Source organism: Pseudovibrio denitrificans JCM 12308 (genome assembly GCF_001310815.1).
GTDB classification, from domain to species: Bacteria; Pseudomonadota; Alphaproteobacteria; order Rhizobiales; family Stappiaceae; genus Pseudovibrio; species Pseudovibrio denitrificans.
Genome location: NZ_BAZK01000017.1, coordinates 74,509 through 89,292 on the forward strand (window position 1 = coordinate 74,509; position 14,784 = coordinate 89,292).

16 protein-coding genes are annotated in these 14,784 nt (G+C 52.6%); 10 read left to right on the forward strand and 6 right to left on the reverse strand.

Annotated features, from left to right (window positions below; all coding sequences use genetic code 11):
* The first annotated feature begins 79 nt into the window (after positions 1-79).
* Complete coding sequence (locus tag JCM12308_RS20125; protein WP_208978797.1) at positions 80-706, forward strand: class I SAM-dependent methyltransferase; 627 nt, start codon at positions 80-82, stop codon at positions 704-706.
* Here the strand turns inward: JCM12308_RS20125 and JCM12308_RS20130 are convergent.
* The 4 genes from JCM12308_RS20130 to JCM12308_RS32495 all read right to left on the reverse strand — a co-directional run bounded on the left by JCM12308_RS20130 (position 693) and on the right by JCM12308_RS32495 (position 3,191).
* Complete coding sequence (locus JCM12308_RS20130) at positions 693-1,127, reverse strand: hypothetical protein (protein WP_054784874.1); 435 nt, start codon at positions 1,125-1,127, stop codon at positions 693-695. The two genes, JCM12308_RS20125 and JCM12308_RS20130, sit on opposite strands and share 14 nt — an antisense overlap.
* Positions 1,128-1,293: 166 nt before the next feature.
* The gene (gene metW / locus JCM12308_RS20135; RefSeq protein WP_054784875.1) at positions 1,294-1,917 is read right to left on the reverse strand and encodes a methionine biosynthesis protein MetW; all 624 of its coding nucleotides are present in this window, start codon (positions 1,915-1,917) and stop codon (positions 1,294-1,296) included.
* A gap of 43 nt (positions 1,918-1,960) precedes the next feature.
* On the reverse strand, positions 1,961-3,109 hold the full coding sequence (gene metX / locus JCM12308_RS20140) for a homoserine O-acetyltransferase MetX (protein WP_054784876.1): 1,149 nt from the start codon (positions 3,107-3,109) through the stop codon (positions 1,961-1,963).
* Positions 3,069-3,191, reverse strand: coding sequence for a hypothetical protein (locus JCM12308_RS32495; RefSeq protein WP_280138408.1), 123 nt, complete (start codon positions 3,189-3,191; stop codon positions 3,069-3,071). Before JCM12308_RS32495 ends, metX begins: the two co-directional genes overlap by 41 nt.
* 203 nt (positions 3,192-3,394) lie before the next feature.
* Here JCM12308_RS32495 and JCM12308_RS20145 point away from each other — a divergent pair, with 203 nt between their 5' ends.
* From JCM12308_RS20145 to JCM12308_RS20165, 5 genes are all read left to right on the forward strand, one after another.
* Positions 3,395-4,243, forward strand: coding sequence for a chorismate mutase (locus JCM12308_RS20145; protein ID WP_054784877.1), 849 nt, complete (start codon positions 3,395-3,397; stop codon positions 4,241-4,243).
* 32 nt (positions 4,244-4,275) lie between these two features.
* The gene (gene hisC / locus JCM12308_RS20150) at positions 4,276-5,373 is read left to right on the forward strand and encodes a histidinol-phosphate transaminase (protein WP_014283120.1); all 1,098 of its coding nucleotides are present in this window, start codon (positions 4,276-4,278) and stop codon (positions 5,371-5,373) included.
* A gap of 18 nt (positions 5,374-5,391) precedes the next feature.
* A complete protein-coding gene (locus tag JCM12308_RS20155; RefSeq protein WP_054784878.1) occupies positions 5,392-6,327 on the forward strand; it encodes a prephenate/arogenate dehydrogenase family protein in 936 nt (311 codons plus the stop codon).
* Between the two features lie 199 nt (positions 6,328-6,526).
* The gene (locus JCM12308_RS20160) at positions 6,527-7,132 is read left to right on the forward strand and encodes a superoxide dismutase family protein (protein WP_054784879.1); all 606 of its coding nucleotides are present in this window, start codon (positions 6,527-6,529) and stop codon (positions 7,130-7,132) included.
* A 605-nt stretch (positions 7,133-7,737) separates the two neighbouring features.
* Positions 7,738-8,700 carry a sterol desaturase family protein gene (locus tag JCM12308_RS20165; RefSeq protein ID WP_054784880.1) on the forward strand — a complete coding sequence of 321 codons (963 nt, stop codon included), beginning with the start codon at positions 7,738-7,740 and terminating at the stop codon, positions 8,698-8,700.
* Between the two features lie 67 nt (positions 8,701-8,767).
* Here JCM12308_RS20165 and typA read toward each other — a convergent pair whose 3' ends face one another.
* Together typA and JCM12308_RS20175 are read right to left on the reverse strand one after the other, a co-directional pair.
* Complete coding sequence (gene typA / locus JCM12308_RS20170) at positions 8,768-10,585, reverse strand: translational GTPase TypA (RefSeq protein WP_008550498.1); 1,818 nt, start codon at positions 10,583-10,585, stop codon at positions 8,768-8,770.
* Between the two features lie 318 nt (positions 10,586-10,903).
* Positions 10,904-11,284: a hypothetical protein gene (locus JCM12308_RS20175; RefSeq protein ID WP_008550598.1), complete on the reverse strand. Its 381-nt coding sequence runs from the start codon at positions 11,282-11,284 to the stop codon at positions 10,904-10,906.
* A gap of 291 nt (positions 11,285-11,575) precedes the next feature.
* Here JCM12308_RS20175 and JCM12308_RS20180 point away from each other — a divergent pair, with 291 nt between their 5' ends.
* The 4 genes from JCM12308_RS20180 to JCM12308_RS20190 all read left to right on the forward strand — a co-directional run bounded on the left by JCM12308_RS20180 (position 11,576) and on the right by JCM12308_RS20190 (position 14,756).
* Positions 11,576-12,403 carry an AraC family transcriptional regulator gene (locus JCM12308_RS20180; RefSeq protein ID WP_268877690.1) on the forward strand — a complete coding sequence of 276 codons (828 nt, stop codon included), beginning with the start codon at positions 11,576-11,578 and terminating at the stop codon, positions 12,401-12,403.
* Between the two features lie 174 nt (positions 12,404-12,577).
* Positions 12,578-13,636: a multidrug effflux MFS transporter gene (locus JCM12308_RS20185; RefSeq protein WP_208978798.1), complete on the forward strand. Its 1,059-nt coding sequence runs from the start codon at positions 12,578-12,580 to the stop codon at positions 13,634-13,636.
* Positions 13,594-13,809 (forward strand): hypothetical protein, encoded by a 216-nt coding sequence (locus JCM12308_RS30605; RefSeq protein WP_208978799.1) that lies wholly within the window; start codon positions 13,594-13,596, stop codon positions 13,807-13,809. Before JCM12308_RS20185 ends, JCM12308_RS30605 begins: the two co-directional genes overlap by 43 nt.
* Before the next feature lie 23 nt (positions 13,810-13,832).
* Positions 13,833-14,756, forward strand: coding sequence for a helix-turn-helix domain-containing protein (locus JCM12308_RS20190; protein WP_208978800.1), 924 nt, complete (start codon positions 13,833-13,835; stop codon positions 14,754-14,756).
* Positions 14,757-14,784: the final 28 nt, after the last annotated feature.

The window sequence follows — 14,784 nt, forward strand, 5'->3', positions numbered from 1 at the left end:
ATGCTCCGGGTGTTGGTGGGAAGCCGCGTGAAAATGCTGTGGCCGGAAATGCGTGGCCAGAGCTTGCTGGGGATTGGTTATGCTGCTCCTTATCTGCGGTTATCTGAAAAAGACCAATCGTGTGTTTGCTGGCATGCCCGCTGCGCAAGGTGTGGTGAAGTGGCCACGGGAAGTGGAAGTACCGAACAAGGCCTTCCTGATGGAAGATGGGCAACTGCCGTTTCCGGATTCCTGCATCGACCGCATTTTGCTTGTGCACTCGCTTGAGATGGCAGGGCAGCCAGGAGCGTTGCTGGATGAGGTCTATCGGGTTTTATCGCCCGGTGGCCGGGTGATTGTGATTGTGCCTAATCGCCGTGGGGCTTGGGCGCGGTCTGAGGTGTCTCCGTTTGGTTATGGACGGCCTTACTCACGGCCTCAACTGGATAACTTCCTGAGTAATCATCATCTTTCGGTCGTTTCGCGGGAGGAAGCCTTGTTCGTTCCCCCGACGAACTCAAAGCTGGTGCTGAAGAATGCGCGCAGCTTTGAGCGATTAGGTGCTGTGGCCTGGCCTGCGTTTGCGGGGCTTTTGGTCACTGAAGCTGAGAAGCAGATTTATCGTGGTATTCCGCTCAAAGCGAGCCATGTGACACGGGTACTGCGTCCAGTGTTCCTACCAAATGGCAAGACAGCAGGGGCTCAGGCGCGCTCTAGCTGCGAATAATGCACAAAGCCCGGCCCAGAAATGTGCCTGACGTTGCTCCAATTACAGATGCAAAGAGAGTTAAGAATATCGGGCTCGCATAAAGGTTAGGGTTTGCTATCTGTGTTGCACTGCCAATGTAGTTGATTACGAACTGGGTCATGAGGACAGAGAAAGTGAACCATTCGCCTGCAAGTGTGACTTGATCTCCGTCTCTTGCAATGATCCAGCGCTTTTGCAGTTGGAAAGTTGCCCCAGCTATGAGTGCATACAATATAAAAAATGCAGACCAGCTGAGAGAAGGGTTTGGCAGGGCAATAATTCCATTGATTGTTATAAGACCGAAGAAAGGCAGTAGATACGCTGAGTTAGCGAGATCGTTCGTTGCTTCGAAGATTTTATGCCCCAATAAACCAAAAGAGCGAGTAGGGGCCAAACCCACAAAGGTGCACCTGTAACAAAACGCAGCATGACGCCCCCCAATTGATCTCTGGTTACTTAAAGCAGCCTGCCATTAATCCGGCTCACTTAAATTGCTGTAATCTTTTGCTTGTTGCAATCCTTATCCGAAAACCGGTTTCCACTTTCCGGCAATAAGATTTACTCAATTACTTCCGTTCAAGTAGGAAGACGGCCTGATCGCCGATCAGGTTCCAGACCCACCATGGCGCGTTGAAGGCTATTCGCTTGCCTCTAGCGTCCAGTGCCTCTGCCTTGATGACTTTTGCGTGGACTTCTTCTGAAAGTGCCACGAAGTCTCGGATGGTGCAGAAGTGGATGTTTGGGGTGTCGTACCACTGATACGGTAGGTAGTCGGTCACCGGCATTCTGCCTTTGAAGAGCAACTGCATGCGGTTGCGCCAGTGGCCGAAATTCGGGAAGGACACAACGACTTTTTTGCCGATACGTAGCAGCTGCTCCAGAACCTGTTTCGGGTCCATTGTGGCCTGAAGGGTATGGCTCAGGATTGCATAATCAAACGCATCGTCCGGGTAGGCTGCAAGGTCGTTGTCTGCATCGCCCTGAACAACAGAAAGACCGCGAGCAACGGCTTCGTTCACGCCTTTCTGGGATGTATCAAAGCCACGTCCATCGACACCGCGAGTGTTGATCAGCAGCTCTAGCAGGTTGCCTGTGCCGCAGCCAATATCCAGTACGCGAGATCCCGGTGCTACAAAATCGCAGAGAATTCGGTGGTCGCCGCGTACATCGCTCAAATCAAGTTTTGTCATAATAGATCTGCTTTCTGATGAAGCTGGTTGTTCAAGACTACGATCAGTCACCATTGCCGGGGGCAGGGATGCCTCTGGCTTTGGCAGCTCCGGTCAGGAAGCCACGCATTGTTTTGAACAGTTCAGGTTCATCAAGAAGGAATGCATCGTGTCCGCGAGAGCTTTCGATCTCGACGAAGGAGACGTTTGCTCCGGCTGCGTTGAGGGCGCGTACAATATCCTTGCTTTCCGAGGTTGGGAAAAGCCAGTCGGTGGTGAAGGACATGACGCAGAAACGTGTGTCGCTGTGCAAGAACGCGTTGGCCAGCTTGCCGCCATGTGCTGCTGCTAGGTCGAAGTAGTCCATCGCGCGGGTCACATAGAGGTATGAGTTTGCATCAAAGCGGTCCACGAAGGTCATACCCTGATGCCGCAGATAACTCTCGATCTGGAAGTCCGCGTCAAAGCCAAAGGTGATGGCAGAGCGGTCTTGCAGATTGCGGCCAAACTTGTTGTGCAGGCTTTCGTCAGACATGTAGGTGATGTGCGCTGCCATGCGGGCAACGGACAGGCCCTTCAGAGGACGTTTGCCTTCTTTGGCGTACTGACCGTGGCACCAGTCCGGATCTGCCATCACAGCCTGACGACCGACTTCATGGAAAGCGATGTTCTGACTGGAATGGCGTGGGCCAGTTGCAATTGGAACAGCTGCGAACACCTTTTCCGGATAAGCAGAAGCCCATTGTAGCACCTGCATGCCACCCATGGAGCCGCCGACCACTGCAAACAGGGTTTCAATGCCGAGTGCTTCAACCAGTTTTGCCTGAGAGCGCACCATGTCACCGATTGTGACGACGGGAAGGTCCAGCCCGTAGACTTCATCAGTTTCCGGATTGGTACATGCAGGGCCTGTGGTGCCGAGGCAGCCTCCGAGCACGTTCGCGCAAATGACGAAGTACTTGTCGGTGTCTACTGGTTGGCCCGGACCAACCATCATAGACCACCAGCCGGGCTTGCCTGTTACCGGATTTTCGGAGGCAACGTACTGGTCGCCGGTGAGAGCGTGGCAGACGAGGATGGCGTTGGTTTTGTCAGCGTTGAGCTCGCCATATGTTTCGTAGGCGATCTGCCAAGGCGCAAGTTCTGTGCCTTCATCCAGTCGAAGAGGATTTTCAGGTCCAAATCGCATGAGCTTGCTGGCAGGCATATCCATCTGCTCCGCTGCAACACTGGCTTGTGTTGAGGGCGAGGTAATCGGAGTTTTCTCCGGCTGTGCGCTTGGCAGTCTCAGTCATGTTTTCTTCCAAGGTACGTGAAAGCGAATTGGGTGTTCCTCTAAGGGATTGCAAGAGAGTTTTTGCTAGGTGTCTATTGGCAGTGTGTCAACGTTTTCTTTTGCTTTCATCCGCGTTGTTTCCTATGAATTTACATAGGTTCTGTTCAATAATTCGAGTGGGTTAGTGCAATGTCTGGGTCTTCATCAGTTACGGATACTAAAATGAGCTTGTCTCAAGTCCGCGATAAACTGGATGAAGTTGATGACAAACTCCATGCCCTGCTTATGGAACGGGCGGATCTGATTGAGCATATTGTTGCGGCAAAAGCTGAACAAGGTTCTATGCATGCTGTTTTTCGTCCGTCTCGTGAAGCAGACATTATGCGGCGGCTGGTTGAGAACCACCGGGGTGTTCTGCCAATTATGTCATTGGAACATATCTGGCGTGAGATAATCTCTTCGCTGACCAAAGCCCAGACAACTTATCGTGTTCATCTTGATGGAAGCGCAGATCGAGTCGCTATGAGTGAGCTGGCGCGGTTCTATTTTGGATATGCGGTTGAGCAGCGGCGCGAGATTGACCCTTCTGCTGTGCTTGCTGAGGTTGATTATTCACAGGTCGATCTTGGTGTGATCGCGCTGGATGAGCGTGCGGAAACGCCTTGGTGGCGTGGTCTGGGATTGCGTGAGGATGGTTCAAACGGTCCATCGATTATTGCACGGCTCCCATTTTTGGTGGTTCAGGATCGTCCGGCAGATTTGCCAGCTGTTGTTGTTGCTGCGCAGACCGCAGAGACGGAGAAACCGGATATCTGCGTTTACGATGTGCGCTGGACCGGGGCTATACCGGGCTCATTGATGCACAAAGGTATAGAAGTGTTGAGTTTTTATCGCAGTTTTGAGGGCGTAGATGCGCTATTAGCTGTTCCGGGGAATATATCCGAGCAAGAGCTGGCGACTTTCTTTGAAACTGCTGAGGCGACGCCGGATAAACTTAGATATGTCGGTGGATACCCCGCGCCGCTTGACCTAGATGATGAATTTGATAGTGAAGCAGACGCAGTCCGTTAAACTGCGTGTTTTTTGAATGAAGGAATGAGTTGATGGAAGAGCAGGTAGTACGCCCTGTCCCTCGTGCTGGTGTGTTGGCGATTGATCCGTATGTACCCGGTAAGGCGAAGGCAAACGGTGGGCATAAACTGCATAAGCTCTCCTCCAATGAATCTCCTTTAGGTGCGAGCCCGAAAGCATTGGAAGCGTATCGCACCATCTCCGAGCTCCAGTTTTATCCAGACGGAAGTGCCGGTGAGCTGCGCACTGCGATTGGTGAGGTCTATGGACTGAACCCAGATCACATCATTTGCGGCTGTGGTTCTGATGAAGTGCTGAGCTTGCTGGCCTATGCTTATCTGGGCGAAGGTGATGAAGCTATTTATACCACGCATGGCTTCCTTGTTTATAAGATTGCAATCCACGCTGCGGGTGCAACGCCTGTTATCGCGCCAGAAAAAGATCTGACCACTGATGTGGACGCTATTCTGGAGCGCGTGACTGAGAAGACCAAAATGGTCTTTGTGGCGAACCCGAACAACCCGACTGGCACTTACATTCCGTTTGACGAAGTGAAGCGCCTGCATGCCGGACTGCCAAAGGACTGCATTCTGGTTCTTGATGCAGCGTATGCTGAGTATGTTCGTCGTAACGATTACCAGTCCGGTATTGAGCTGGTTGCGAACTCCGAGAACGTGGTGATGACACGGACGTTCTCCAAGGCTTACGGTTTGCCAGCGCTGCGTGTTGGCTGGGCGTATGGTCCTGAGCACATTATTGATGCGCTGAACCGTATTCGTGGTCCTTTCAATATGAATGCTGCTGCGATTGCAGCTGGTGCAGCTGCTGTGCGGGACCAGGCTTTCATTGAGCAGGCGGTTAGCCACAATAACGAATGGTTGCCGTGGGTAGTTAACGAACTGACCAAACTAGGCCTTGACGTAACGCCAAGTGTCGGCAATTTCATTTTGATCCATTTCCCTGAAGAACAGGGCAAACGGGCTGTTGATGCTGATGCCTTCCTGCTGGAACGCGGGTGTGTGTTGCGGCAGGTGAAAGCCTATGGATTTGATAATGCGCTACGCATGTCAATCGGCAGTGAGGAAGCGAACAAGGATGTTGTTGCTGCTCTCACTGAATTTCTGAAGTAGTTCTAATAGAAGGTCTCCATGTCTGAACCCTTGTTTGGCCGGATCGCACTGATTGGTATCGGTCTGATCGGCTCCTCTCTTTCGCATGTCATGCGCCGCGAAAAGCTGGCGGGTGAAATTGTTGTATCCACGCGCTCAGAAGTTACTCTGAAGCGTGCGGAAGAGTTGAAGCTTGGGGACCGATATTATCTGGACGCAGCAGAAGCCGTAAAAGGGGCAGACCTTGTCATCGTTTGTGTGCCAGTTGGTGCATGTGGAGCTGTTGCGAAAACCATTGCGCCGCATCTGGCGGATGGTGCGATCGTGACGGATGTGGGTTCTGTTAAGGCCTCCGTTATTTCTGCTATGCAGCCGCATCTGCCGGATAATGTGCATTTTGTTCCGGGCCACCCGATTGCGGGTACCGAATATTCTGGTCCTGATGCGGGCTTTGCCTCTCTCTTTGAGAACCGCTGGTGCATTCTGACGCCTGTGCCGAACTCTGATCAGGGTGCTACAGAGCGCCTGACTGCGTTCTGGGAAGCGTGTGGCTCTCAGGTCGAGACCATGGATGCTGAGCATCACGATCTGGTGCTGGCTGTTGTGTCTCACCTTCCGCACATCATCGCTTACAACATTGTTGGAACGGCTGATGATCTGGAGACTGTGACTAAGTCTGAGGTGATCAAGTACTCCGCTTCTGGTTTCCGTGACTTCACCCGTCTGGCGTCTTCTGACCCGACCATGTGGCGTGATGTTTGCCTGAACAACAAAGAGGCCATTCTGGAGATGCTTTCCCGTTTCTCCGAGGACTTGTCTGCGTTGCAGCGTGCGATCCGCTGGAGTGATGGGGATGCGCTGTTCAAGCTGTTCACCCGCACCAAAGGCATTCGCCATCAGCTGGTTGAAGCAGGTCAGGAATCTGCGGCTCCGAACTTTGGCCGTGAGAATGAACAGGGTGAGCCAGCAGAGTAAGCTTTGCCAGATCTATGAGAATTCAACCCGGGTCAGAGTGCTTTTGATCCGGGTTTTCTTTTGGAGTTGTAACCAAGACCAATCAACTTCTCATCAGGCAGGCGGTGTTGGTTTACCGAGGTTTCAAGAGTGATTTTGAGGTGGTCACTGCGCTGAATACTCTGAGCGTGAATAGAGCGCTTTCAGGAGTTTTCATCTGATGAAACTGAATGGATTGGCAGCCGTTGTTGCTGCTGGTTTTGCTGTTGCAAGTTTTGCTGCGATGGCTTCGAAAGAGGATCAGGTTCCCGCTGGTCCCACTGCTGTTGCTGTTATGAAAGACGTGGATGGCAAGCAGGTTGGCCGGGTTGTTTTGAATGAAACACCGAGCGGCATTCTTCATATCACTGCTTCGTTTAATGAGCTTCCTCCTGGGGTGCATGGCTTTCATGTGCATGAGACCGGCCTTTGTGAGCCAACCTTCTCAGCCGCTGGTGGACACTTCGCGCCAGAAGGGAATGAGCATGGCGTCGGCGTTGCTGGTGGACCGCATGCGGGTGATTTGCCGAACTTGCATGTGCCGGAAAACGGGAAGCTGGTGGTGGAGTACTTTACGGAGAGGCTCGACCTTGCACCTGATGATCCGGACAGTCTGATTGGCGGACCGGGCAGGGCGCTGATTGTGCATGCGGACCCTGATGACTATCACAGTCAGCCAACGGGTGATGCAGGTGGACGGATTGCCTGTGGGGTGATTGTGCCTGTGACGCAAAATGCAGATGGCTTCCAGAGCTATCCTGAAGAGCCAGTAAGCGACACCAAGTAGTTTTAGCACCGCGTGGGTTTCCATGCGGTGTTGGTGCTGAAGGTTCCCGTTTTTCACGGGTGGAGCAAGGCGAACAGGCTCTGCCTGCGCTACTTGTTAGATATGTTTCTTCGGCATTGGCTGCTCGCCTCGCCCGGGCCTTTTCTCATGAACACGCGGGCTCCCTCTCGGACAGACACGACAGACACGTTTGCGCATCACAGATACGCTTCCATGCCTTTGACAGTTTCCTGTCACCACCGGACGCCCTCCGGAACGACCCCAAGCTCCCTACTACCACTGTGGTCTCAATAGGGTATGGCGCTTCACCGGACCTCCCGACACGATACGTTACCTCATACCGGTAGCCCAACCCCGCCCACGCCACGGAGCGGACGGTCCGCTCCTGCCCGAATGCGTGGGCACGAGAACAAGCTTACGGAGGTTTTTGCCAGGGGGAATAAGTTTTTTGAAGAGGGGCTGCAAAGGGCGTGTTCCGGGCGTTTTATGGGATCGTTAGCCGGGGTTTGATGACACATACAGGAGTATGTTACCGTTAAGGTAAGTTGCTCGTGTGTGTTGGGAGTGCTGCGGGCAATTGAGTTTGGTTGGGGAGGGCCATCTCAATGGAGTTTTTTGATCCGATTTCGTATGCGGTGCCGTTTTTTATTATTCTGATGATTGCCGAAGGCGTGGCTTTGAAGCTGCGCGGTATTGATGGGTATGACGTCAAAGACACGTTTTTCAGTCTGGCGATGGGGATTGGGAGCCTTGTCGTAAAGATCGTGTTTGGGGCGGCTGTTTCTTATGCGGCGCATAGCTGGGTTTACAGCCATCGCCTTATTGAAAACGTGCCGGTCAACTGGTGGACGATCCTGATCTGCTTTGTGCTTTATGATCTCGCCTACTACTGGCAGCATCGGTTTGGGCATGAGTATCGCTGGTTCTGGGCGAGCCACGTGAACCACCATTCTTCGCAGCGTTACAATCTCTCGACTGCTTTACGGCAGACATGGACGGGAACCATTGCGCTTACCTTCATCTTTGGCCTGCCGATTGCGCTGTTTGGGTTTCCGCCGGAAATGATCTTCTTCGTTGCAGCGTGGAACCTGCTTTATCAGTTCTGGATTCATACGGAACTGGTGGATCGGATGGGGCCGTTGGAATGGATCTTCAACACGCCGAGCCATCACCGCGTGCATCATGCGACGAACCCGCGGTATCTGGATTCCAATTATGCAGGCACGTTGATCATCTGGGACCGGATGTTTGGCACGTTCAGCCCGGAAGTCGCTGAAGATCCTCCGCGGTATGGGATTGGCAAGAACCTTGAAACCAACAACCTGCTGATTGTTGCATTCCATGAATGGATTGCGATGGTGAAGGATCTGAAGACCGCGCGCTCATTGAGAGATGTGTATGGCTATATGTTCCGCACGCCGGGCTGGACGCCGGATGGGTCTCGCATGACCACGAAGAAGGCGAAGGCGAACTGGAAGCGTAAGCAGGAGCGTTTGAAGGCGCAGGAGAGCGTGTCTCCGAGCGGAGAGGATGATCCGGCTGCCAAAGCTGTTGAGCCAGCTGAGTGAGCTGTTAAAGCGCAACAAAAAAAGGGAGAGCCGAGGCCCTCCCTTTGAAATTCTAAATGCGAGCTGATTAGCTTGCTTTTGCAGCACGCTCAGCGCGTTTGCGCTCATGCGGGCAGAGCAGCGCTTTACGCAGACGGATGGACTCTGGGGTAACTTCCACCAGTTCATCCTCTGAGATGTAAGAGAGCGCGCCTTCAAGGCTCAGCTTCATTGGGGTGGTCAGCTTAACCGCATCGTCCTTACCTGCAGAACGGATGTTGGTGAGCTGCTTGCCCTTCAGAACGTTCACTTCAAGGTCGTTGCCGCGGGTGTGCTCACCCACGATCATGCCCTGATACACCTTGGTGCCCGGATCGATCATCATTGGACCGCGATCTTCCAGGTTGAACAGCGCGTATGCAACTGCTTCGCCCTGACCGTTGGACAGCAGAACGCCGGTGTGGCGGCCCTGGATCTGACCTTTGTACGGTGCGTATTCGTGGAACACGCGGTTGAAGATTGCTGAACCACGGGTGTCAGACATCAGTTCTGCCTGATAACCGATGAGGCCACGGGTTGGTGCGTTGAACACGAGACGTGTACGACCACCGCCGGACGGACGCATTTCAAGCAGTTCTGCTTTGCGCTCGGTCAGCTTCTGAACAACAGCACCGGAGAACTCGTCATCAACGTCGATGATAACTTCTTCGATTGGCTCAAGGCGGTTGCCTGCTTCGTCTTCCTGATAAACAACGCGTGGACGACCAACGCAAAGCTCGAAGCCTTCACGACGCATGTTTTCGATCAGGATTGCGAGCAGAAGTTCGCCGCGGCCAGAAACGATGAATGCATCTGGTTCGTCGGTTTCTTCAACGCGCAGTGCAACGTTACCTTCAGCTTCCTTCAGCAGGCGCTCGCGGATAACGCGGGACTGAACCTTGGAGCCTTCGGTGCCTGCCAGAGGACCATCGTTCACACGGAACATCATGGACAGGGTTGGCGGATCGATTGGCTGTGCCTGAATTGGCTCAGTGACCTGCGGGTCAACAATGGTGTCAGCAACAGTTGCCTTTGTGAGGCCTGCTACGGAAACAATGTCACCTGCCTCACCTTCGTCAATTGCCTGACGCTCAAGGCCACGGAATGCGAGAACCTTGGAGATACGACCGGTTTCGATCAGCTTGCCATCACGGGACAGGGCTTTAACAGCCATGTTTGGCTTGGCAACGCCGGAAGCGATGCGGCCTGTGAGGATGCGACCGAGGAACGGATCGGATTCGATGGTGGTTGCCAGGAGGCGGAATTCACCTTCTTCAGCCTGTGGCTCGGACACTTTGTCGAGGATCATGTCGAACAGTGGAGCCATGGAGTCTTGAGGACCAGCTGGTTCAAGTGACATCCATTCCTGCTTTGCAGAACCGTAGACGACTGGGAAGTCGAGCTGCTCTTCGTTTGCATCCAGAGATGCGAAGAGGTCGAACACTTCGTCCAGAACTTCGTCAGCACGCTGCTCAGGCTTGTCGATCTTGTTGATCGCGACGATTGGTTTGAGGCCAAGCTTCAGCGCTTTACCAAGCACGAACTTGGTCTGCGGCATTGGGCCTTCAGCTGCGTCAACGAGCAGGACAACACCATCAACCATGTGAAGGATACGCTCAACTTCACCGCCGAAGTCGGCGTGGCCTGGGGTGTCAACGATGTTGATGCGGGTGTCTTTCCATACAAGCGAAGTGTTCTTCGCCAGAATGGTGATGCCGCGCTCACGCTCGATATCGTTGGAGTCCATCATGCGTTCTTCGGTGCGCTGGTTGTCGCGGAAGACGCCGGACTGCTTCAACAGGACGTCGATCAGGGTTGTCTTGCCGTGGTCAACGTGGGCGATGATCGCAATATTGCGAAGTTTCATGGAGCTCCGTCTGGCCATAGGAAGTCGCGGCGTGTGGGAGGATCATGAGGTGCCCGATCCACGCCATTCCTTCAATCTGGTTTTTCTCTAATGAAAGATGCGCTCTTCTATCCTATTTTTGTGTCATTTCAAACCATCTCGCCAAAAAACTGCTAAGTATTTAGTCGAGCACGCTTTTTTCTAGGTCAGATTGGCTGGTTTGATAGATTTTGCCGGAAAAAGAACGCAATTCAGCTTCCGATAAGCTGACAAGTTCTCACTGAGGCATCAAAAAATGAGGTTTATTGCGGCTTTCGGCGCAAAAGTGTGCCAGATCACTTACTCTTCATTGAGGAAGTTGTAATCGTCGATAGAAAGCAGGCCGGATTTTCTCACCAATCTTGAGCGCACATCGATCTCAGCAAGGTCATACGCGTGCATCCATTGGCACTCATCCGGGCAACGGCCTACGATATCGAAGCTCTTGCCTGCAGGAATATAGAATTCTTCGAAGGGCTCTAAATTGATAAACTGACCATTGATCCCTATAGACATGCCAGGTGTCAGGGCGACGAAAATCTCTTCTGCCTCCGCAAAGAGATTTCTCCAGATCCGTCCGGGCGTGTCAATTTGGTGGTGAAATGCGTATCCACGTTCGCGAAAGCTTGCTTGAAGCTCCTGTTTCTGTTGTTCAAGGTTAGACAGTTCAGGTAAAAGCAAGCAGTGCTCCTTTAATTTAGACCTTCGGCTAACTAATAAATTATGGGTCGGGACCATCAGTAGACAGTCGCTTGACTACAAAAAGGAATATGGCAATCTAATACCATTCAATATCGCAATATTGGGTATTGCAATCCCCAATATTTACACCAACTTATTCGTGGTGGGTGATTATAAGACAATAGAATACCCCCTGTGCGCGTAATCCCAAAAGTTGTTGGAAAACCAATGCAATTTGCAACCCAACAGTGGTTAGAAGAATGGTTTGCCCCTCTCGCCCCAAGCGAGGGCGTGAGTGCAACCAGACATGAATGTGTAGAAGTGATTCGCATGACAACCGCGACAAAGCCTCGCGCTGTTATGTATTCACCAAGCATTCGTATCGTTTTTCAGGGTCTGGTCAGAGGCCATTTGGGTAGCCAGAGTTTCCTTTATTCCCAGCAGAGCTATGCGGCACTTGTGTCTCCGATTCCACTTGAGATCGAGATCGTCGAAGCTTCGCCTGAGAAACCTCTCTACGCGGTCAATTTAGCGATTGATATCAACGTATTGGCAGAACTGATGCTGCTGATCGAGCAAGAGCCACTCGAGTTTGAGTATGGCGAAACGCTTGGTCGTCCAGCGCACCTTTCTGAAGAAGCGTTGTTTTCCGTATGTCGTCTGATGCAGACGCTAAATAGCGAAGAACAAACGAAAATTCTCGCTGATGGATATTATCGAGAGTTTCTGTATCATGTGCTCAAGTCCGAGTACGGTGCAAGCCTGCGCGTGCTTTTCCAGAACAGTGAGAAGTCCCAGGGTATTGCGCGAGTTCTTCAAGTTTTGCACGAGGATTTCTCAACAAATCTGAGCGTGGACCAAATGGCGAAGATGGCATGCATGAGCATTTCTGCTTTCCATGCCGGCTTTAAGGGCGCAACTGGCCTGTCTCCGCTGCAGTATGTGAAGTCGATCCGCCTGCATAAGGCACGCTCCATGATGCTGAGTCAGAACATGAGCGCCAGTCAGGCTGCTTACCGGGTTGGTTATGCAAGCCCGTCTCAGTTCAGCCGCGAGTTCAAGCGCTTCTTCGGCAGCTCTCCAACGCAGGAAGCAGCGAAGTTTCGCGTTGTGGGCTAAGGCCTAGCGTCACTGCTCTTTGATTTTGAACAGGTGTCCGGTGGATAATCGGGCACCTGTTTTTCATTGTGCGTTCTAAGCAATTTCCCTAGAGTTGCCGCTCAACACGTGATTTTCAAGAAAACTGGTGAAGCGCATTCGGGTTAGCAACGTGCCTTGCCTTGGGGTTTGGGAATGAAAAAGGCAACGGGTACACCCACAGAGCTGCAGCTCTCTGCAGGACGGACTGCGGTTTTCGGGGCATTGCTGGTTACAATCGGTCCGCTTTCCATGGCGCTGTATACGCCTGCCTTGCCGACGCTGGCCGAGGTGTTTGGAACAACGGAAGCCGTCGCCAAGCTTACGCTCACGGTTTACTTCGCTGGCTTTACGCTTGCTCAGCTGCTCTGCGGACCGCTCTCGGATGCGTTTGGACGTCGGCCTATCATTCTCGGGTTCTTCAGTTGTTATCTGCTGGGCAGTCTTCTTGCCTGGTTGGCTCCTAATATTGAGATGCTGTTGCTGGGGCGATTGATTCAGGGGATCGGCGCGTCCAGCGGGATTGCTGTGGCGCGGGCGATTGTTCGGGACCAGTTCTCCGGCGAGGCAGGGGCGCGGATTATGAACCTGCTGGCGGTGATGTTGGGCATCGGGCCAGCGATCTCGCCCACCATCGGCGCTTTGACGCTGAGTGCGTTTGGGTGGCAGGCAATCTTTGTTTTGATGGTGGCGTATGCCGGTTTCATCCTGTTGCTGACGCTGACTATTTTGCCGGAGACGAACGCCTATCGGGATGCCCGCCTTATTCGGCCGAAGCAGATCCTTGCGTCTTATTGGAGGCTGCTGCGCTCTTTTGAGTTTATGCAGCCCTCGCTGATCCTCGGGTTCACGATTGGGGTGATCTATACGCTCTCCACGGTGCTGCCGTTTGTTTTGATTGAGCGGATTGGCTTGACGCCCTTGCAGTTTGGCATGGGGATGGTTCTGCAGTCGGGCTCGTTCTTTATGGGTGGAGTGGTGACGCGGCTGCTGCTTCGGCGGTTCAGCACAGAAGTGCTGCTTGCGCCTGCTTTGATCTGTTGCGGTTTGGGTGGTCTGGCGTTGTTTGTTGTCACTCAGCTTGAGTTTTTGAGCTTCCTGAGCATCATGATCCGATTGGGGTGTTTGCTTTTGGGGCGTCCATGGCGATGCCCGCGCTTTCCATGCGGGGGATGGAACCGTTTCCTGAGATTGCCGGTGCTGCATCTGCTCTGATGGGTTTCATTCAGATGGCGGGTGGGTTCTTTGGCAGTCTTGTCACGGCTGTTGTGGTGCCTGATCCTGTGACGGCGCTTGGTGTTGTCATGCCGGGAATGGCCTTCATCGCGCTGTTCTTGCTGATTTTGCCGGTTAAGAAACGAGGCGTGGAAGAGCCTGTCAGTTCCTAACGGGCAGAATTTATGAGATGATTATGAACCAGCTGATCGCCGAATATTGCTCCGCCAACACTTTGCTCATTCCGGAATCGCTTCATGATATGGCTGATGCGCGTTTGATCATGTCAGGCGGGAAGGCCTCTGTTTTTCATAAGTTTATCCGCAAGGACATGCGCGATATCGAGTTCTTTACGAGCACACCTTGTCTAGCTTTCGTGATCTCAGGGCGGGAGAGTTTTTCTTCAGCTGAGCATGAAGAGTTTGTTCTGAATGACGGTGAGATGCTCTTTATGGGCCGCGATCTTCATATGATTTCAGACTTCACCAATGAAGATGGGCCTTTGGAAGCTGTTCTCTTTTTCTTTGATACTGCTGTTATTGCAGAGTTCTTGAGGCGCAAGCGCATCGCAGAAGGTGATAAGGCAGCAGCACATCAGCCGTTTAAAGTGGCGGCCAATGCTTCCATAAGCGAATATGTGGTGGGCCTGAAATCTATCTATAAGGATCTCAATAAGGCACCTTCGGATCTGGTGCGCATGAAGCTGCTTGAACTGCTGTATCTGGTGGATTTGCTGGGGCACGAGCAACGTTTGCTCAGTTTTTTGATCGGGGCAAGCGCTGCCGGGAAACGTCGCAACATCAAGCATCTGATGCGGAACGGGAGCGCCTACAATCTCTCAGTGAAAGACTTTGCCAGATTATCGGGACGTTCAGTTTCCAGCTTTAACCGGGACTTCAAGCGGCTTAACGGAGTGACGCCGAGCAAGTGGCTGCTGGATACTCGTTTAGAGAAGGCACGGGAGCTTGTTTTTGAGAGTAAGCTTAGCGTGACAGAGATCGCGATGCAGATTGCTTTGCCAACACTTCTCATTTTATCAAAGCCTTCAAAGGGCGATATGATGAGACGCCGAAGCAGGCGCGGCTTTCCTACCAAGATAGTTTTGCCGAATAATTCGTGAGCTGAAAACGGCATTTTTGGTGTTTTGG

Coding starts and splice junctions, on each gene's coding strand:
- JCM12308_RS20125 (WP_208978797.1), top strand. CDS start 80: ATGCTGCTCCTTATCTGCGGTTATCTGAAAAAGACCAATCGTGTGTTT.
- metW (WP_054784875.1), bottom strand. CDS start 1,917: ATGACAAAACTTGATTTGAGCGATGTACGCGGCGACCACCGAATTCTC.
- metX (WP_054784876.1), bottom strand. CDS start 3,109: ATGGATATGCCTGCCAGCAAGCTCATGCGATTTGGACCTGAAAATCCT.
- JCM12308_RS32495 (WP_280138408.1), bottom strand. CDS start 3,191: ATGACTGAGACTGCCAAGCGCACAGCCGGAGAAAACTCCGATTACCTC.
- JCM12308_RS20145 (WP_054784877.1), top strand. CDS start 3,395: ATGAGCTTGTCTCAAGTCCGCGATAAACTGGATGAAGTTGATGACAAA.
- hisC (WP_014283120.1), top strand. CDS start 4,276: ATGGAAGAGCAGGTAGTACGCCCTGTCCCTCGTGCTGGTGTGTTGGCG.
- JCM12308_RS20155 (WP_054784878.1), top strand. CDS start 5,392: ATGTCTGAACCCTTGTTTGGCCGGATCGCACTGATTGGTATCGGTCTG.
- JCM12308_RS20160 (WP_054784879.1), top strand. CDS start 6,527: ATGAAACTGAATGGATTGGCAGCCGTTGTTGCTGCTGGTTTTGCTGTT.
- JCM12308_RS20165 (WP_054784880.1), top strand. CDS start 7,738: ATGGAGTTTTTTGATCCGATTTCGTATGCGGTGCCGTTTTTTATTATT.
- typA (WP_008550498.1), bottom strand. CDS start 10,585: ATGAAACTTCGCAATATTGCGATCATCGCCCACGTTGACCACGGCAAG.
- JCM12308_RS20185 (WP_208978798.1), top strand. CDS start 12,578: ATGAAAAAGGCAACGGGTACACCCACAGAGCTGCAGCTCTCTGCAGGA.
- JCM12308_RS30605 (WP_208978799.1), top strand. CDS start 13,594: ATGGAACCGTTTCCTGAGATTGCCGGTGCTGCATCTGCTCTGATGGGT.
- JCM12308_RS20190 (WP_208978800.1), top strand. CDS start 13,833: ATGAACCAGCTGATCGCCGAATATTGCTCCGCCAACACTTTGCTCATT.